Origin of the sequence: Stutzerimonas chloritidismutans (genome assembly GCF_038562055.1) — a bacterium.
Lineage (GTDB): Bacteria > Pseudomonadota > Gammaproteobacteria > Pseudomonadales > Pseudomonadaceae > Stutzerimonas > Stutzerimonas chloritidismutans_A.
This window is the reverse complement of record NZ_JBCFXD010000001.1, coordinates 214,329-233,262: the sequence shown is the minus strand read 5'-3', so window position 1 is coordinate 233,262 and position 18,934 is coordinate 214,329. Positions and strand designations below refer to the sequence as shown.

The following is an 18,934-nucleotide window of genomic DNA, read 5'->3' as shown; positions in this document are numbered from 1 at the left end:
TAGGGTGGGCTTCAGCCCACCGGAGGAGCGCCCCGAGCGTCGTAGGATGCGCCAGTTGCTCGGTGATCAACGCTTGAGCTAGAACAGCTTCAGCGGCTCTTCCTGCAGCGCCGACATCTGCTCACGCAGGATCAAGACCTGATCCCCCCAGTAGCGTTCGGTGCCGAACCAGGGAAAGCTCATGGGGAAAGCGGGATCATCCCAGCGGCGCGCCAGCCAGGCGCTGTAGTGCATCAGGCGCAGCGCGCGCAGGGCTTCGATCAGCGGCAGTTCGCGTGGGGCGAAGTCGTGGAATTCGCTGTAGCCGTCCACCAGTTCGGACAGCTGCCCAAGCCGCTCGTGACGTTCGCCAGCCAGCATCATCCAGATGTCCTGCACCGACGGGCCCATGCGGCAATCGTCCAGATCAACCAGCTGGAACGCATCGTCACGGGCGAGAATGTTGCCGGGGTGGCAGTCGCCATGCAGGCGGATCGGCTGAAAATCGGTGCGGGCGAACACATCATCGACGCGTTTCAGCAGGTCGCGCGCCACCGACTCGTAAGCGGGTAGCAGGCTCTTGGGTACGAAATCCCCTTCGAGCAACGTTGCCAGTGACTCATGGCCAAAATGCTGGGCGTTCAGCGTTTCCCTGTGTTCGAACGGGCGGCTGGCGCTAACCGCGTGCATGCGGCCCAGCAGCTGGCCGAGGCGGTAGAGCTGATCCAGATTGCCTGGCTCCGGCGCGCGACCACCACGGCGGGGAAAGAGCGCGAAGCGAAACCCGGCATGTTCGAACAAGGTCTTGCCGTCGCGCTCGACGGGCGCCACGACCGGGATCTCTCGATCGGCCAACTCTCTGGAGAACTGATGCTCTTCAAGAATGGATTCGTTGCTCCAGCGACCCGGGCGATAGAACTTCGCCACGATCGGCGTTTCGTCCTCGATGCCCACCTGGTAAACGCGGTTTTCGTAGCTGTTCAACGCCAGCACGCGAGCGTCGCTGAGAAAGCCGGTACTTTCCACCGCATCGAGCACAAGGTCAGGCGTAAGTGTGTCGAAGGGGTGGCTCATGGTCGGCTCCGCAGGCGGGCAACCAGTGTATTGCACTGGTGTGTTTACACAACCGCGCAGTGCCTTACTGCTCGCCGGGCTTCGGTGTTCGTGCCAGGCAATAGACATCCACACGCGCCGCCCCTGCCCGCTTGAGCAGGCGGGCCAGTGCCTCGGCGGTTGCGCCTGTGGTGAGCACATCGTCGATGATCGCCAGATGACGTCCGGGCAGCCTCCGGTCGTCGATCAGGGCAAACGCCTGGCGCAGGTTCCGCCGCCGACTCGCCGCATCGAGCTGCTGTTGCGACTGGGTGTCCTGAACCCGCTGGAGGAGTTTCGTATCGACTGGGATCGTCAATGCCGAGCTCAGCCAATCGGCGATCATCTGCGCCTGATTGAAGCCGCGCTGACGCAGCCGTTTACGGGCCAGGGGCACCGGTAACAAGGCGTCGGGGCGTGGCAAGCCCTCATCGAAGGCGTGCTGCAAATGGCGCGAAAGCTGCTCTGCCAGCAGCCGACCGAGAGGCCACTGGGCGTGGTGTTTGAAGCGGGTGATCAGGCTGTCTACCGGAAACGCGAAGCGCCACGGCACGCTGACCTGGTCGAACGCGGGCGGCCGCTTCAGGCATTCGCCGCAGATCAGCCCGGACGCCGGCAACGGCAAGGCGCAACGGGTGCAGTGCTCGCGCAGCCAGGGGAGCTCGGCTTCGCAGGGGCTGCAAACCGATTGGCCGGTTTCGCAGCGCTCATCACACAGCGCACAGTAATGCTCAATATTTAACCAGTTGTAAACCATGATTCCTTTCCTGGTTGACAGCGCCTCGGCCTTGGCTAACCATTTCGCATCCGTGCCTGGCCACTGAGCCGCCATTCATTACAAGGAACACTCATGAGCGCCACTGCCGCTTCCGTTACCCGTCACGACTGGAGCCTCGCTGAAGTCAAGGCGCTCTTCGAACAACCCTTCAATGACCTGATCTTCCAGGCTCAGGGCGTGCATCGCCAGCACTTCGATGCCAACCGCGTCCAGGTTTCGACATTGCTGTCGATCAAAACCGGCGCCTGTCCGGAAGACTGCAAGTACTGCCCGCAGTCCGGCCACTACAACACTGGCCTCGACAAAGAAAAGCTGATGGAGGTGCAGAAGGTCTTGGAAGCGGCTGCCGAAGCCAAGGCGATCGGCTCGACGCGCTTCTGCATGGGTGCTGCCTGGAAGCACCCGTCCGCGAAGGACATGCCGTATGTCCTGAAGATGGTCGAGGGCGTGAAAGCTTTGGGTCTGGAAACCTGCATGACCCTCGGCAAGCTCGATCAGGAGCAGACCAAGGCACTGGCCGCCGCGGGCCTGGACTACTACAACCACAACCTCGATACCTCGCCGGAGTTCTACGGCAACATCATCACCACCCGTACTTATGCCGACCGTCTGGAGACGCTGAGCTATGTGCGCGAGTCGGGAATGAAGATCTGCTCGGGCGGCATCCTCGGCATGGGCGAGTCGCTGAACGACCGTGCCGGTCTGCTGATTCAACTGGCCAACCTGCCCGAGCACCCGGAGTCGGTGCCGATCAACATGCTGGTGAAGGTCAAGGGCACCCCGCTGGCCGAGGAGCAGGACGTCGACCCCTTCGACTTCATCCGTATGCTTGCCGTGGCGCGGATCATGATGCCGAAATCCCACGTGCGGCTGTCCGCCGGTCGTGAGCAAATGAACGAGCAGATGCAGGCCCTGGCCTTCCTCGCTGGCGCCAATTCCATCTTCTACGGCGAGAAGTTGCTGACCACCGGCAACCCGCAAGCCGACAAGGATATGCTGCTGTTCAAGCGCCTGGGCATTCAGCCTGAAGCGCGCGAAGAGCACGACGATGAAGTGCACCAGGCGGCCATTGAGCAGGCGCTGGTCGAACAGCGCGACAGCAAGCTGTTTTACGACGCCGCGTCGGCCTGATTAGCGCCAACGAGCAGTACGCCCCCCTGTAGCCGCGCAGCGCCCGATACATAGGCGCAGCTACAGGTTCGCCAGCAAGCTGGCTCCTACAGAAGCCTTTCTGCCATGCCGTTCGATCTTGCTTCCCGTCTCGCCGAGCGTCGCGCCGCCCATCTTTATCGGCACCGTCCGTTGCTGGAAACACCGCAGCAGCCGGAGGTGACGGTCGATGGCGAACCGTTGTTGGCGTTCTGCTCCAACGACTATCTCGGGCTGGCCAGCCACCCTGATGTGATCCGCGCCCTGCAGCAGGGCGCCGAGCGCTGGGGCGTGGGCGGCGGTGCGTCGCACTTGGTCATGGGGCACAGCACTCCGCATCACCAGCTCGAAGAGGCTTTGGCTGAATTCACCGGTCGGCCGCGTGCGCTGCTGTTTTCCACCGGCTACATGGCCAACCTCGCTGTCGTCACCGCGCTGGTGGGGCAGGGCGACACGGTGCTCGAAGACCGCATCAACCATGCCTCCTTGCTTGATGCCGGTCTACTCAGTGGCGCTCGCTTCTCCCGTTACCTGCACAACGATTCAGACAGCCTAACCAAGCGCCTCGAGAAGGCCATCGGCAATACGCTGGTGGTCACCGATGGTGTATTCAGCATGGACGGTGATCTGGCCGATCTGCCAGCGCTCTGCGCGGTTGCGAACGCCAATAACGCCTGGGTGATGGTGGACGACGCGCATGGCTTCGGCCCGCTGGGCAATACCGGTGGTGGCATCGTCGAGCATTTCGGTTTGGGCATGGCTGATGTGCCGGTTCTGGTCGGCACGCTGGGCAAGGCCTTCGGCACCGCAGGGGCCTTCGTGGCAGGCAGCGAGGAGCTGATCGAGACGCTGATCCAATTCGCTCGGCCGTACATCTATACGACCAGCCAGCCGCCGGCTGTCGCATGCGCCACGCTGAAAAGTCTGGAGCTGCTGCGCAATGAGGGTTGGCGTCGGGATCATCTGAACAACCTGATTGCACGGTTCCGCCAGCGGGCAGGCGACATCGGTCTGACCCTGATGGACAGCCCGACCCCGATCCAGCCGATACTTGTCGGCAGCAGCGAGCGCGCCCTGAAACTATCGGCGGCATTGCGTGAGCGTGGCGTTCTGGTGGGGGCCATTCGCCCGCCGACCGTGCCTGCCGGCGGTGCTCGGCTGCGGGTGACCTTCAGCGCGTCGCATAGCGAAGCGCAGGTGGAACGACTCTTGGATATCCTGGCCGAATGCTGGAATCGAATGGCCGAGGAGCCTGAAGCAAATGCCTGATCAGCTGTTTTTGCTGCCCGGATGGGCGTTTGGCCCGGCTGCGTTGCAGCCTTTGTGCGAGGCTTTGTCAGAGCTTGCGCCGGATCTCGATGTAATCATCGAGCCCTTGCCGGAGCTTGCCGAGGCCGGTGCCTGGCTGGATGAACTCGACCGCCGTGTACCCGATGACAGCTGGTTGGCCGGTTGGTCGTTGGGCGGGATGCTGGCGTCGCAGCTCGCAGCGCGGCGCGTGGACTCCTGCCATGGGCTGGTCACCATTGCCAGCAATCCGTGCTTCCGCGCTCGGCCACAATGGCCCGAGGGCATGGCACCGGATATCTTTGACGCCTTTCAAGAGGCGTTCCGGCTTGATCCCGAGGAAACATTGAAACGTTTCCGTCTGCTCTGCAGTCGCGGTGGCTACGATCCGCGAACGCTGGCCCGTCAGCTGGAGGTCAGCCGGTCCGATTCTGCGCCGGCTGTGCTCGATGCCGGCTTGCAGTTGCTCGCTGAGCTGGACGGTCGCGGCGCGCTGCACGGCTATTTCGGACCGCAACTACACCTGTTCGCCGGTGGCGACGCGTTGGTGCCACCGACGGCCTGTGACGCACTTCGACGCTGGATGCCGGGCATCGAAGCAGAACTGATTGCGTCGACCAGCCATGCTCTGCCGCTGGAGCGGCCTGATGACGTGGCGGCAACCATCGCGGCATTCATCAGGGGCAGAGCAAAATGACGGATGCGGCCACGGCACCGACGTTGGGGACGGAAAGCGCCCTGCCTGACAAACGTCAGGTCGCGGCGTCATTCTCCCGCGCTGCGTCCAGCTATGACGCCGTGGCCGATCTGCAGCGCACGGTCGGTAACACGCTGATCGAGCGTCTGCCCTGCTCAACGGCGCCGGCGCGCTGGCTCGACCTGGGATGTGGCACCGGCTATTTCTCTCGAAGCCTTGCAAGCCGTTTCCCTGCTGGCGAAGGCGTCGCGCTGGATATTGCCGAAGGCATGCTGCGCCGCGCCCGACCTCAGGGCGGCGCCAGCCATTTCGTCGCTGGCGATGCCGAATGCTTGCCGCTGCGTGATGCGTCGGTAGATCTGATCTTTTCCAGCCTGGCGCTGCAGTGGTGTGAAGATTTCTCCGCCGTAGTCGGCGAGGCGAAGCGGGTGCTGCGTCCCGGTGGTGTGTTCGCCTTCAGCAGTCTGTGCAGTGGCACGCTGCAAGAACTGCGCGACAGCTGGCAGGCGGTGGACGGTTTTGCCCACGTGAATCGCTTTCGTTCGTTCGGCGCGTACCAGCATCACTGCACTCACAGTGGTTTGCAGCTGGAGCGGTTGGAGGTCGAGCCGCAGGTGCTGCATTTCCCTGAGCTGCGGCAGCTGACGAGTGAACTCAAGGCGCTCGGCGCACATAATCTCAACCCTGGCCGTCCGGGTGGGCTGACCGGTCGCGCACGTATTCGTGCGCTGATCGATGCCTACGAACGGTTCCGTACGCCGAGCGGGCTCCCTGCGACCTATCAGGTTGTGTATGGCGTGTTGCGCAAGGAAATGACATGACCACGGCTCATTTCGTCACCGGCACAGATACCGAAGTCGGCAAGACCACCATTGCTGCCGGGCTGCTGCATGCCGCGCGGCTGGCCGGGCTCAGTACGGCGGCGGTGAAGCCTGTGGCATCCGGTTGCGAAATTACGGCCAACGGCCTGCGCAACAGCGACGCGCTGGCGCTGCTCGGTGAGTGCACACTGCCGCTGCGCTACGAACAGGTCAATCCTATGGCCTTCGAACCGGCGATAGCTCCGCATCTGGCCGCTCGCGAGGCCGGTGTCGACCTGACTGTCGCGGCGCTGGCCGAGCCGGTTCGTCGAGTGCTGGCGTTGCACGCTCAGTTTGCGCTGGTGGAAGGCGCAGGTGGTTGGCGCGTGCCGCTGGCTGGAGACGAAACACTTTCCGATCTCGCCATAGCGCTCAGCCTCCCGGTCATCCTCGTGGTCGGCGTGCGCCTTGGCTGTATCAACCATGCGCTGCTCAGCGCCGAGGCCATCGAGCGAGATGGACTTAGGCTGGCAGGCTGGGTCGCCAACATCGTCGATCCTGCCACCTCACGGTTGCAGGAAAATCTCGCGACCTTGGAGCAGCGCCTTGAGGCACCATGCCTCGGTCGGGTGCCGCGCTTGGCGACTGCAAGCCCGGCGGAGGTTGCGCGCTACCTCGACCTATCAGCGCTCCGGCTCATGCCGTTCAGGGCGTGAACACGCGTTTGTTATAGCGACGTGGAACTGGCGTCAGCGGATCGGCTCCGGTATCAATGATAGCTATGTGATCTCAGAGGGGTTGAATCATGCAGATCAACAACAGCCTTTTATCTGCCGGCCTTGGCGCGTACCAAGCCGGACAGCCGCGAGTTGACCAGGCCAGTGGCGTCGTGGCTGATCGCACACTGCCGGCTGCCCAAACCTCTCAGGCCGTGGCTGACACGGTCGAGCTGACCGAGCAGCTGGTTCAGATGAAAGTGGGTGAGCATCAGGCCAAGGCCGGCGTTCGCCTGCTGCAGACGGCTGACGAAGTGCTCGGCACCCTGGTCAACACCAAAGCCTGACCTGCGCCGGCCTTTCTGGCCGGCCGTCTCGCCCGATCTCGAGCACCTCTCTCCCTGTCTATGGTTATTCAGATGCCGACGAATGGCGTCATGGTCGCTGCTTGACATCGATCAGGCCTAAACGTATGTTTCAAACGCCTGTTTGACCTGCCGGGGCGATGCCGGATGGTCCAATCAAATCAAGCGTGGCTGATCTGCCAGCCGCCTGAATCAAGAACCCACTGCTGAGGTTTACGATATGCCTGACTACAAGGCCCCCTTGCGCGATATCCGCTTTGTACGTGACGAATTGCTCGGCTACGAAGCGCACTACCAAAGCCTACCGGGTTGTGAAGACGCCACCCCGGACATGGTCAACGCCATTCTCGATGAAGGCGCCAAGTTCTGTGAGCAGGTGATTGCCCCCCTCAACCGCGTGGGCGACATCGAAGGTTGCACCTGGAGCGAAAGCGGCGTGAAGACGCCGGCCGGCTTCAAAGAGGCTTATCAGCAGTTCGTCGAAGGCGGCTGGCCGAGCCTGGCTCATGATGTCGAGCACGGTGGCCAGGGCTTGCCTGAATCGCTGGGCATGGCCATCAGCGAAATGGTCGGCGAAGCCAACTGGTCTTGGGGCATGTACCCCGGCCTGTCTCATGGCGCCATGAATACCCTGCACGAGCACGGCACGCCCGAGCAGCAGCAGGCCTATCTGACCAAGCTGGTGTCGGGCGAGTGGACCGGCACCATGTGCCTGACCGAGCCGCACTGCGGCACCGACCTGGGCATGCTGCGCACCAAGGCCGAGCCTCAGGCTGATGGCAGCTACAAGGTTTCGGGCACCAAGATTTTCATTTCTGCGGGTGAACACGACATGGCCGATAACATCGTCCATATCGTTCTGGCTCGCCTGCCCGATGCGCCGCAAGGCACCAAGGGTATTTCGCTGTTCATCGTGCCGAAGTTCCTGCCGAACGCTGAAGGCGGCGTGGGCGAGCGCAACGGTGTGTCCTGTGGCTCGCTCGAGCACAAAATGGGCATCCACGGTAATGCCACCTGCGTGATGAACTTCGACGGTGCCACCGGCTTCCTGATCGGCCCGCCGAACAAGGGCCTGAACTGCATGTTCACCTTCATGAACACCGCACGCCTGGGTACTGCGCTGCAGGGTCTGGCTCACGCCGAGATCGGTTTCCAGGGAGGCATCAAGTATGCGCGTGAGCGCCTGCAGATGCGTTCGTTGACCGGCCCGAAGGCACCTGAGAAAGCCGCTGACCCGATCATCGTGCATCCGGACGTACGTCGCATGCTGCTGACCATGAAGGCCTTTGCCGAAGGCAATCGTGCAATGCTTTACTTCGCTGCCAAGCAGGTCGATATCACCCAGCGCAGCAAGGACGAAGAACAGCGCAAGGCCGCCGATGCAATGCTGGCGTTCCTGACGCCGATCGCCAAGGCCTTCATGACCGAAGTTGGCTTTGAAGCGGCCAACCATGGCGTGCAGATCTACGGCGGCCACGGCTTCATCGCCGAGTGGGGTATGGAGCAGAACGTGCGTGACAGCCGTATCTCCTGCCTGTACGAAGGCACCACCGGGATCCAGGCGCTCGACCTGCTGGGCCGCAAGGTGCTGATGACCCAGGGCGAGGCGCTGAAAGGCTTTACCAAGGTCGTGCACAAGTTCTGCCAGGCCAACGAAGGTAACGAGGCGGTCAAGCAGTTCGTCGAGCCACTGGCCAAGCTGAACAAGGAGTGGGGCGACCTGACCATGAAGGTCGGCATGGCCGCGATGAAGAACCGCGAAGAAGTCGGCGCCGCTTCGGTGGATTACCTGATGTATTGCGGTTATGCCTGCCTGGCCTACTTCTGGGCCGACATGGCGCGCCTGGCTTCGGAAAAGATCGCGGCCGGCGAAGACGCAGATGGCTTCTACACTGCCAAGGTGCAGACCGCGCGTTTCTATTTCCAACGCATCCTGCCGCGTACCCGCATGCACGTGGAAGCCATGCTGTCCGGTGCTGACAACCTGATGGACATGGACGAGGCGCACTTCGAGCTGGCCTACTAAGGTCTCTCGCAAAAAAGAAACCGCTGCTACGGCAGCGGTTTTTTTTGTCTGTTTTTCGCTATGCCAGTCATTGTTGTTCACCTCGTGGGTGAACCTGTCATCAAGTGCAGGCAGAATGCCTGCTTTCCTCACGGGCGTTACCGGAGCCGCCGTGCCTCGTCTGAGTCCAGCTCGCTTCAGTCATTTCTATGCACCCCTGGCGTTGTTGGTCGGAGGGCTTGTCGCTGCGCGTCAACCGACTCTGAATGAGTTCTTCACGTCGCTGTTCAATGTGCTGCCCACCGTGTTGCTGTTGCTGGGGGGTGCCTTCTGCATTGCCTATGCACGGGTCCGGGAGACCTTTCTGCTGCTGACGGTATATATCGTCTATTTCTTGCTCGATACCCAGGTCGACCATTACCGGCTCACCGGATCGCTACTGCCTGAGGCCGCGCTCACCTTCCACCTGTGCAGCCTTCTTTTGCCGTCGCTCTACGGACTTTATGCCCTTTGGCAAGAGCGTGCACATCTGTTGCAGGACGGACTGGCACGGCTTGCCGTCGTGTTTGCCGTCTCAGTCTTGGCGCTGGCCTTGGCGCGGCGCTTCCCCGAGGGAGTGCTCGACTGGCTGACGGACGTTCGCTGGCCGTCATTGCAGGCTGACTGGCTGCAATTGATCCAGCTGGCCTATCCAGTATTTCTGATCGCCATACTTGGGGTGCTGGCGCAGTACCTGCGGCGGCCACGGCCAGTGCACGCGGCGCAGTTGGTTGCGCTGATCGGCTTGCTCCTGATGCTGCCTCAGGTATTCAGTCGACCCGGTGCGCTCAACGTCTTGAGCAGTTTGATGATGCTAGTGCTGGTGGTTTCCATTGCCCAGGAGGCCTATCAAATGGCATTTCGTGACGAGTTGACCGGCTTGCCCGGCCGTCGCGCCCTGAACGAGCGGCTGCAGCGGCTGGGTCGTCAGTACGTCATTGCCATGGCTGACGTGGATCGGTTCAAGGCCTTCAATGACACCCACGGACACGACGTGGGGGACGAGGTGCTACGCCTCGTTGCGAGCCGGTTGCGCAAGGTCGGTGGCGGTGGCCGTGCCTATCGCTACGGGGGCGAAGAGTTCGCGCTGGTATTTCCGGGGCGCGAGCTGGCGCATTGCCTGCCGCATCTGGAAGCCGTGCGGCAGGCCGTGGAGAGCTATCCACTGCAGCTGCGCGACAAGTCCAGCCGGCCCAAGGATGCGGCGCAGGGGCGGCAACGCCGCGGTGTTGCTGCGGCAGCGGCGGTCTCGGTGACTATCAGCATCGGCGTCGCCGAGCGCTTGATGACACAGCGCAGCCCCGAGGAAGTCATCAAAAAGGCCGACCAGGCGCTCTACAGCGCCAAGGGGGCAGGGCGCAACTGTATCCGATCGCATGGAGAGAACCGCCGCGGTGCGATGCGTATGTTGAAAGAGGTGAGTGCCGACGGCTAGGGTTCAGCCGAAAAACAGCCAGTGTTGACGGCGCGAGTCGGTGGGGGCGCCGGTGATTATGGCGGCGCATTCAGCGCCTGCAATGTGATGGCGAGCGGGTCGATCTGACAGTAGCGTGGCGGCATAACAATGCACTGTGCTGTTCTGGAGAACGATATGCCCGCTTACAAGGCTCCCCTGCGCGATATGCGCTTTCTGATCGACGAAGTGTTCGACTTTCATGGCAGCTACGCGGCCAACGGTGCAGAAGACGCGACGCCTGACACGGTCAGCGCCATCCTCGAAGAGGGTGCCAAGTTCTGCGAGCAGGTCCTTGCGCCCCTCAACCGTAGCGGTGATGAGGAAGGTTGCCACTTCAACGACGGCGTGGTCGTTACCCCCAAGGGTTTTAAGGAAGCCTTTGCGCAGTATGCGGAAGGCGGCTGGATGGGCCTGGCTTCGGATCCCACCTATGGCGGTCAAGGCCTGCCGCACTCGCTGGGTCTGGTGGTCGGCGAAATGGTCGGCTCGGCCAATACCTCCTTCGGTATGTACCCGGGACTGACCCATGGCGCTATGGCCGCGATAGCCGCCCATGGGACCGACGAGCAGAAACAGGCCTACCTGCCCCTTATGACCGAGGGCCGTTGGACCGGCACCATGTGCCTCACCGAATCCCATTGCGGCACGGACCTGGGCATCATCAAGACACGTGCGGTTCCGAATGCAGATGGCAGCTATGCAATCAGCGGCACGAAGATCTTCATCTCGGCTGGCGAGCACGACATGAGCGAGAACATCGTGCATCTGGTGCTGGCCAAACTCCCCGATGCTCCGGCGGGCACCAAAGGGATTTCACTGTTCATCGTGCCCAAGTTTCTGCCTGATGCTTCCGGAGAGGCAGGCGAGCGCAACGCTGTCGCCTGTGGCTCCATTGAGCACAAGATGGGGATCAAGGCCTCGGCGACCTGCGTGATCAACTTCGATGGTGCCAAGGGCTTTCTCATCGGTGAGCCCAACAAGGGTCTTAACTGCATGTTCACAATGATGAACCATGCACGTCTGGGCACCGGGATGCAGGGGCTTTGCAGTGGTGAGGCGAGCTTCCAGGGCGCCATCCAGTACGCCAACGAGCGGTTGCAGATGCGGGCGCTGACCGGGGTGAAGTTTCCCGAGAAGCCTGCCGACCCGATCATCGTGCACCCCGATGTGCGGCGCATGCTGTTGACGATGAAGGCTTTCAACGAGGGCAACCGTGCCCTGGCCTACTTCACCGCGCAGCTGCTCGATCAGATTCACAGCTCGGACGCCGACAAGCGCAAGGAAGCCGAGGATCTGCTCGCCTTTCTTACCCCTATCTGCAAGTCCTTCATGACCGACACGGGGCTGGAGGTGACCAACCTCGGCATGCAGATATTCGGCGGCCACGGCTACATTCGCGAGTGGGGCATGGAACAGCTGGTGCGCGATTGCCGCATCGCGCCGATCTACGAAGGTACTAACGGCATTCAGGCACTCGACCTGCTGGGCCGTAAGGTGCTCGGCAGCCAGGGCAAGTTGATGCTTGGTTTCACCAAGCAGGTACACAAGTTCTGCGAGGCCAACGCGCAGCATCCTCAGCTGCAGCACTACGTCTCGCAGCTGGCTGGCCTGAATCGCGAGCTGGGCGAGATCACCACCCGAATCGGCATGGCCGCAATGAAGAACCCTGACGAAGTCGGCGCGGCCTCGGTGGACTACCTGATGTACTGCGGCTACCTGGTTCTGGGCTACTTCTGGCTGCGCATGGCGGTCGTAGCGCAAGGCAAGCTCGACGAGGCGAGCGATGCGGCCTTCTACCAATCGAAGCTGACAACTGCCGAGTTCTACTTTGCCCGGCTGCTGCCGCGCACCGCGGCCCACAAAGCCGCCATCGAGGCCGGCAGTGCCAGCCTGATGAAACTGACGGCCGACCAGTTCGCTTTCTGACCCATCGGCTGATTCTTTAGCCCGCCACGTGCGGGCTTTTTTGTGGGCGATATCAGCCGGGCTTGTGGATGGCAGGCGCGCAAAAGAGGCCATCTGTCCGGTCGAGATGAGAACTGGTAAGTCATTTAAAGACGCTTCGGGCGCCGATTGGTCTTCAGTTAGACTCGCGAAACTGCTGCGGCCAATCGGCCGGGTGACATGTTTTCTGCGAGGTCTTTTCCATGGCTGACTACAAAGCACCGCTGCGCGATATGCGTTTCGTCCTAAACGAAGTCTTCGACGCCCCGAAGCTCTGGCAGACGATGCCAGCGCTGGCGGAAGTCGTCGATGCGGAAACCGCCGAAGCTATCCTCGAGGAGGCGGGCAAGATCACTGCCAATTCCATTGCGCCGCTCAACCGCAGTGGTGATGAGGAAGGCTGCCGCTGGGTCGACGGCGCGGTAACCACCCCGGCCGGCTATCCAGAGGCCTATCGCCTTTATGCCGAAGGCGGTTGGGTCGGTGTAGGCGGTGACCCAGCGTACGGCGGCATGGGCATGCCGAAGGCAATCTCGGCACAGGTCGAGGAGATGATGAACTCCGCCAGTTTGGCGTTCGGCCTGTACCCCATGCTGACCTCCGGCGCCTGCCTGTCCATCTACGCCCATGCCAGCGAAGAGCTGAAGCAGAAGTACCTGCCGAACATGTACGCCGGTGTCTGGTCCGGCTCCATGTGCCTGACCGAGCCACACGCCGGTACCGACCTGGGCATCATTCGCACCAAGGCCGAGCCGCAGGCGGACGGCTCGTACAAGGTCAGCGGCACCAAGATCTTCATCACCGGTGGCGAGCATGATCTCACCGAGAACATCATCCACCTTGTGCTGGCCAAGCTGCCCGATGCACCGGCCGGCTCGCGCGGTATCTCGCTGTTCCTGGTGCCTAAGGTGATGGTTACCGACGACGGTAGCCTTGGGGAGCGCAACAGCCTCGGCTGCGGCTCGATCGAGCACAAGATGGGCATCCAGGCCTCTGCCACCTGCGTGATGAACTTCGACGGGGCGACGGGCTGGATGGTCGGTGAGCCGAACAAGGGCCTGGCAGCGATGTTCACCATGATGAACTATGAGCGTCTAGGCGTGGGTATTCAGGGATTGGCTACGGGTGAGCGTTCCTATCAGAGCGCCATTGAATACGCGCGTGAGCGTATCCAGAGTCGTGCCCCGACTGGTCCGGTCGCACAAGACAAGGCCGCCGACCCGATCATCGTCCATCCGGACGTGCGCCGTATGCTGTTGACGATGAAAGCGCTAAATGAAGGTGGCCGCGCTTTTTCCAGTTACGTGGCGCTTCAACTGGACATCGCCAAGTTCAGCGATGACGCCGAAGCCCGCCAGCGTGCCGAGGCACAGGTGGCCTTGTTGACGCCGGTGGCAAAAGCATTCCTCACCGACATGGGGTTGGAGACCACTGTCCACGGTCAGCAGGTGTTTGGCGGCCACGGCTTCATCCGTGAGTGGGGGCAGGAGCAGCTGGTGCGCGACTGCAGGATCACCCAGATCTACGAAGGTACCAATGGTATTCAGGCGCTGGACCTGCTCGGACGCAAGGTTGTGGGCAGTGGTGGTGAGCTTTACAGCGCGTTTGCCGAAGAAGTCCGCTGCTACTGTGCAGCAGCGGGCAGTGAGCTTGAAGAGTTCACGGAGCCTCTGAAAGCAGCACTGGAGAACCTTGACGCGCTCACCGCGTCTGTCATCGACAGCGCTAAGCGCAATCCCAACGAGATCGGTGCGGCCTCGGTCGAATATCTGCATGTGTTCGGTTACACGGCTTACGCCTATATGTGGGCCCGGATGGCAGAAGCCGCACTGGGCAAAGAGGCCCAGGACGACTTCTATGCCAGCAAGCTAGGCACCGCGCGGTTTTATTTCGCACGACTGCTACCTCGCATCCACTCGTTGAGCGCCTCCGTACGAGCCGGCAGTGAATCGTTGTATTTGCTGGATGCTGCGCAGTTCTAAAGCTTAATCCGTGAAGGCATATTGAAATTAATTGGCCATCCTTGGGAACAATGTGCCATTGCCTCAGTCATAGATCTGCTTCGCTTGTAGTCAATCGCTTACACGCAGCGCCAAGGAAAGGTTTGCGTGTAAGTGAATGCTTACAAGTCGTGGTGCGAACTGCTACTACAGGTTTTTCAGACCGATCGGTAGTCTTTTCCGCCATGGACGCTGCGTAGGGAAGCGCTTTAGCCAAAACGGACGCGTAGCGGAACGACGCCAGGGAGGCGTAAGTCACGGATGTCGGTTACAGTCTGCAAAGGCCCCGCTTCGGCGGGGTTTTCTTTTTTCAACAGTCACAAACCAAGCTCTATTCGCGCGGTTCATCGAGCTCACTGCTTCGGTGGTCTATCAGCTCGCGTCAACCGAAGTTCGACGGACGCGCATGCGCGTTGAGATATCCGATCTAGCACCAACGCCGCCAAACAAGGCTTTACTAACCTTTGCTGCCCCGTATGGCACTCAATGGGTTATCGACGCCGCGTAGCTTCAGGCTGGCATACAGACGCCGGTGCCGCCTAGACCACAGTATCCGCCCGGATTTTTCGCTAGGTATTGCTGGTGATAGGCTTCGGCGTAGTAGAACGCTGGCAGGTCCGCAATCTCTGTGGTGATTCCGCCCAGCCCATGCTTGTTCAGCTCTGCCTGAAAGCGCGCTTCGCTATCGCGTGCCATCTGAAGTTGATCCTCATCGAAGCAATAGATCGCCGAACGATACTGGGTGCCAAGGTCGTTGCCTTGGCGCATGCCCTGGGTCGGGTTATGGGCTTCCCAGAACAGCCTTAGCAGGTCGCCATAGGAAATCTGCTGGGGGTCGAAGACTACTAGCACGGCTTCGGTGTGCCCGGTGAGCCCGGAGCAAACTTCTTCGTAGGTGGGGTTTGGCGTGTGCCCGCCGGCATAGATCACCGCTGTTGTCCAAACACCGGGCTGCTCCCAAAAGCGTCGCTCGGCGCCCCAGAAACAGCCCATGGCAAACATGGCCTGTTGCAGATGCGCCGGGAACGGTGGTTGCAGCGGGTTGCCGCTGACGAAGTGGGTCTGGGGCACCGGTACGGGTGTGGCGCGTCCGGGCAGGGCTTGGCCCGCATCAGGTAGCGCTTGTTTATGAACGAGAATCTGCGAGCGCAGGGTCATGGTGGTCCTCGTGCCTTGGGTAGGTTTTCCGCAAGCCTAGGCTACCGAGCTGACAAATCCAACGAGCACTTGCCTGGACGGTAGGCGCAGAACCGTTAGAGCCAGTGTGGATATCGGCGTAGCGAGTTGAGTAGCTGGTCGCTGGGGATGGGTTTGTCGAACAGGTAACCCTGCCCGATATCGCATCGTTGATTGCGCAGGAAGGTAAGTTGCTCGACCGTCTCGATGCCTTCAGCCACCACCTTTAGGTTCAGGTTGCGCGCCATGGCAATGACAGCTGAGGTGATCTCGATATCATCCTGGTTGTCCGGGATGTCCTTGATGAAGCTACGGTCGATCTTGATCACGTCGATCGGGAATTTCTTCAGGTAGCTCAGCGACGAGTAGCCGGTACCGAAGTCGTCCATTGCCAGCGTGACCCCGAGTGCCTTGAGGCCTATCAGTTGCTGGCGGGTCTCTTCGGTCGCTTCGAGCAGCAGGCTTTCGGTCAACTCCAGCTCAAGGCGGTCGGGCGGCAGCTGTTCTTCGGAGAGAATGGCGGCGATAGAGCCCACCAGGTCGGGGTCTGAGAACTGCTTGGGCGACAGGTTGATCGCGATTTGTGGGGTGCCGATACCCAGAGCTGCTAGCTGCAGTCCCATCTTGCATGCTTCACGTGCAACCCACTTGCCTATCGGAATGATCAGCCCGGTTTCTTCGGCAACGCCGATGAATTGATCCGGGCGGATCATGCCTTTTTCCGGGTGGTTCCAGCGCAGCAGTGCTTCCAGTCCTTGCAGCCGACCGCTGCGCAGGCAGAGCTTGGGTTGATAGAAGACCTCAAGCTCGTTCTGCACCAGCGCACGACGCAGGTTGTTTTCGACGAATAGCTTGTAGTTGGCCTCGGCATGCAAGGCTTCGGTGAACACCTGCACCTGATTCTTGCCGTTGGCCTTCGCTTTATGCAGCGCTAGGCCGGCGTGTTTCATCAGCGTCTCCGGATCACGGCCATGCAATGGCGAGCAGGCCAGGCCAAGGGAGGCGCTGACGCTGATCAGCTGCTTGTCGACGAACAGGGGTTTGTCGAGGATGCGCAGCACTTGATAGGCCAGCAATTGACCCTCTTCCAGGCCCATATTGTCGAGCAGGAGGGCAAATTCGTTGCTGGCAAAGCGCGCGAGCACGCTGTCGCGGTTGAGGCTGTTGCGCAGACGGCGAGCCAGGCTGGTCAGCAACTTGTCACCGGTCTGGTGCCCGAGGCTGTCATTGATGCGCTTGAAGTTGTCGATATCCACCAGCAACAGGCACAGCTGTGGTTCTTTGCTGCCGGCGAAACGCTCTTCGATGCTGCGGATGAAAAACGGGCGATTTCCTAGACTGGTCAGGTTGTCGGTATAGGCCAGGCGCTCGATGTGCTGCTGCGCCAATTTGCTCTGCGTGATGTCTTCGTAAATGCCGATGTAATGCGTGAGCTCTCCGCTCTCACCGAATACCTTGGAAATCGAAAGCTGCCCCCAATAAGGCTCCAGGTTTTTGCGACGGCTTCGGAATTCGCCTTGCCAGCTGTTGCTCTGTGACAACACCGATGAGGTGTCGAACAGCAAGTCGCTGAGGTTTTCCAATGCAGTCAGGTCGGCCAGGCGGCGACCACGAACTTCATCGGCTGAGAACTGGGTGATGGAGGTGAAGCTCGGGTTTACGTATTCGACGATGCCGTCACGGTCGACCAGGATGAACGCACTGGCGCTCTGTTCTACCGCACGTTGGAAGAGGTGCAGGGTATGAGTGGCACTGACACGTTGCTGATTGGCCAGTACCTGAGCGTACTGATCGGCCAGTTCGCCAGCGAACGCCACCTCATCGGCATGCCAGGTTCTGACGCAACCGGAGTGCTCCAGGCACAGCACGCCAAACACTTCGCCACCCACCCGGATCGTTGCGTCAAGTATCGACGTGATGCCTCGTGGCTTGAAGAATGTCTGCGTGAGTTCCTTTGTGCGGGGGTCGTCGGCGACGTTTTGCACGTCGATCACTCGCCCCCTGTGCAGCGCGTCCATGTAACTCGGGCAAGCCGATATGTTCAGTGATGACGGGTATTCCAAACTGCCGCTGTCGCGGCAGTAGGCTGCAATAGCCTCTAGCTGATCCCCTTTCAGATGCCATATCGAGGCGCGAGCAATTCCATAGGCGTCGCTGGCGGCCTGGGTGATCAGCTGGGCTGCTTCGAGCTGTGGGTCAGCTGCGCTATAACGGTGCCGTGCCAGGCGCACAATAAGGCTCTGTTGAGCACGGGAGCGGATCAGGTGTTCGAGGTGCTCATCCTGAGCCTGCTGATAAAACTCTAGGGTCGACCGTAACTTTGCGTTCTCGGATTCCAGGGCTGGGAAAGTCCGCTCTGCATGGGGTTCGACAATTAGGTAGCCACGCACCAATTCTCGACCATACTGTTGGCAGAGTTCGCCAATCTCCAGCATGTCCAGCGGTCCATCGGTGGTGTGCAGGCAATAACGAACGGAGTAGTGGCCCAGAGTTGCCAGCTGCGCTTGCACGACGTCATGAAGTTTAAGGCGAGCCTGCGGTTCCATGAGGCTGGCGTAAGGCGAGTCGATAAGAGAACAGAGGTCCTGCGCAGGTTGGCCCAGGTATTGCTCGCAGGCGGGATCAAGAAACAGCAGGGCCCAGCTGGACTCATTCAAACGCTCGAAACGCAGCATGCCCAGCCTAGAAGGCACTGGCAACTGTGTCACAACCTCGGTCGCCAAACGGCTGGCGGCATCGGTATGTATTTTCATCGAGCGGTTTGCTTCCAGTATGCTGCGGGAGTCGCTTGGTTAGCCGCAGCTTAGACGCTTTCTACGGCGTGGCGATGGCTAAATAATATTAATTATCGCAAGGGTGCATCATGCAGCAGGGACTGACAAGTCGGCTATCAAAGTTACTGTTAATCTCGATTCTCCTGATCATCAGCGGGCAGCTCAAGGCTGCCGAACCAATTACTTTGGGCTCAGATGAACCGTCCCGATACCTGGCCGAGCTCAAGACGCTTTATCTCACCCAGAACGAACGAAAAGCCCTGCTCGCGCACAGCAATGCGCTGCTTAAAACCTATGGATTGCGTGCGGCCTATCAAGTCGGGAAGGCCAACCCAGAGGATCTCGAATACCAGCTCAGCGCTGGCGCGCCTGGCGAATTGCGTATCCGTGAGGAGCGCCGCGATGCGTCCGGCAACGTCGCTGTGCGTAACCGTGGGTTCTCGGTGTTCGGTATGGATCCCTACATTCAGTACCAGTGCCCGCCACAAGGCTTGGCATGCACTTTCGTCGGCGCAGCTGGCGGCGAACCATGGCTGACCATCCTCCGTGACCCCGAGGGAGCCGAGGAGTTGGCGAAGGCGCTGTCATTTCTGTTTCGCAATATGCAAAAGGGTTAAGGACGTTTAACGTTTCCCTCACAGACAAGAAACCCGCCAAGAGGCGGGTTTCTTGTGACT

General features: G+C 60.8%; 15 protein-coding genes. 11 read left to right on the top strand and 4 right to left on the bottom strand.

The window, feature by feature from the left end; translation table 11 throughout:
* Window positions 1–78: 78 nt before the first annotated feature.
* Both AAGW23_RS01060 and AAGW23_RS01055 read right to left on the bottom strand, forming a co-directional pair.
* Entirely contained in the window at window positions 79–1,053 is a 975-nt protein-coding gene (locus AAGW23_RS01060; protein WP_342404488.1) for a serine/threonine protein kinase, read from the bottom strand.
* A 64-nt stretch (window positions 1,054–1,117) separates the two neighbouring features.
* A complete protein-coding gene (locus AAGW23_RS01055; RefSeq protein WP_342404487.1) occupies window positions 1,118–1,828 on the bottom strand; it encodes a ComF family protein in 711 nt (236 codons plus the stop codon).
* Window positions 1,829–1,921: 93 nt separating this feature from the next.
* Here AAGW23_RS01055 and bioB point away from each other — a divergent pair, with 93 nt between their 5' ends.
* The 10 genes from bioB to AAGW23_RS01005 all read left to right on the top strand — a co-directional run bounded on the left by bioB (window position 1,922) and on the right by AAGW23_RS01005 (window position 14,289).
* Window positions 1,922–2,980, top strand: a complete 1,059-nt coding sequence (bioB, locus tag AAGW23_RS01050) for a biotin synthase BioB (RefSeq protein WP_102837550.1) — start codon at window positions 1,922–1,924, stop codon at window positions 2,978–2,980.
* Between the two features lie 105 nt (window positions 2,981–3,085).
* Window positions 3,086–4,267, top strand: a complete 1,182-nt coding sequence (gene bioF, locus AAGW23_RS01045) for an 8-amino-7-oxononanoate synthase (RefSeq protein WP_342404486.1) — start codon at window positions 3,086–3,088, stop codon at window positions 4,265–4,267.
* The gene (locus AAGW23_RS01040; RefSeq protein WP_342404485.1) at window positions 4,260–4,982 is read left to right on the top strand and encodes an alpha/beta fold hydrolase; all 723 of its coding nucleotides are present in this window, start codon (window positions 4,260–4,262) and stop codon (window positions 4,980–4,982) included. The genes bioF and AAGW23_RS01040 overlap by 8 nt, the downstream gene beginning before the upstream one ends.
* A complete protein-coding gene (bioC, locus tag AAGW23_RS01035; protein WP_342404484.1) occupies window positions 4,979–5,803 on the top strand; it encodes a malonyl-ACP O-methyltransferase BioC in 825 nt (274 codons plus the stop codon). The genes AAGW23_RS01040 and bioC overlap by 4 nt, the downstream gene beginning before the upstream one ends.
* Window positions 5,800–6,498, top strand: coding sequence for a dethiobiotin synthase (gene bioD, locus AAGW23_RS01030; RefSeq protein ID WP_342404483.1), 699 nt, complete (start codon window positions 5,800–5,802; stop codon window positions 6,496–6,498). Before bioC ends, bioD begins: the two co-directional genes overlap by 4 nt.
* Window positions 6,499–6,587: 89 nt before the next feature.
* Entirely contained in the window at window positions 6,588–6,845 is a 258-nt protein-coding gene (locus AAGW23_RS01025; protein ID WP_342404482.1) for a hypothetical protein, read from the top strand.
* Window positions 6,846–7,083: 238 nt separating this feature from the next.
* A complete protein-coding gene (locus tag AAGW23_RS01020) occupies window positions 7,084–8,889 on the top strand; it encodes a phenylacyl-CoA dehydrogenase (RefSeq protein ID WP_342404481.1) in 1,806 nt (601 codons plus the stop codon).
* Between the two features lie 115 nt (window positions 8,890–9,004).
* Window positions 9,005–10,342: a GGDEF domain-containing protein gene (locus AAGW23_RS01015; protein ID WP_342404480.1), complete on the top strand. Its 1,338-nt coding sequence runs from the start codon at window positions 9,005–9,007 to the stop codon at window positions 10,340–10,342.
* A gap of 156 nt (window positions 10,343–10,498) precedes the next feature.
* Window positions 10,499–12,289 carry an acyl-CoA dehydrogenase C-terminal domain-containing protein gene (locus AAGW23_RS01010; RefSeq protein ID WP_342404479.1) on the top strand — a complete coding sequence of 597 codons (1,791 nt, stop codon included), beginning with the start codon at window positions 10,499–10,501 and terminating at the stop codon, window positions 12,287–12,289.
* A gap of 221 nt (window positions 12,290–12,510) precedes the next feature.
* On the top strand, window positions 12,511–14,289 hold the full coding sequence (locus tag AAGW23_RS01005; protein ID WP_342404477.1) for an acyl-CoA dehydrogenase C-terminal domain-containing protein: 1,779 nt from the start codon (window positions 12,511–12,513) through the stop codon (window positions 14,287–14,289).
* A gap of 528 nt (window positions 14,290–14,817) precedes the next feature.
* Here the strand turns inward: AAGW23_RS01005 and msrA are convergent.
* Window positions 14,818–15,465, bottom strand: a complete 648-nt coding sequence (msrA, locus tag AAGW23_RS01000; RefSeq protein ID WP_342404475.1) for a peptide-methionine (S)-S-oxide reductase MsrA — start codon at window positions 15,463–15,465, stop codon at window positions 14,818–14,820.
* A 95-nt stretch (window positions 15,466–15,560) separates the two neighbouring features.
* Window positions 15,561–18,236: a bifunctional diguanylate cyclase/phosphodiesterase gene (locus AAGW23_RS00995; protein WP_342404474.1), complete on the bottom strand. Its 2,676-nt coding sequence runs from the start codon at window positions 18,234–18,236 to the stop codon at window positions 15,561–15,563.
* Window positions 18,237–18,346: 110 nt separating this feature from the next.
* On the opposite strand from AAGW23_RS00995, the gene AAGW23_RS00990 reads away from it, so the two are divergent.
* A complete protein-coding gene (locus AAGW23_RS00990; protein ID WP_342404473.1) occupies window positions 18,347–18,874 on the top strand; it encodes a hypothetical protein in 528 nt (175 codons plus the stop codon).
* The last annotated feature ends 60 nt before the right edge of the window (window positions 18,875–18,934 follow it).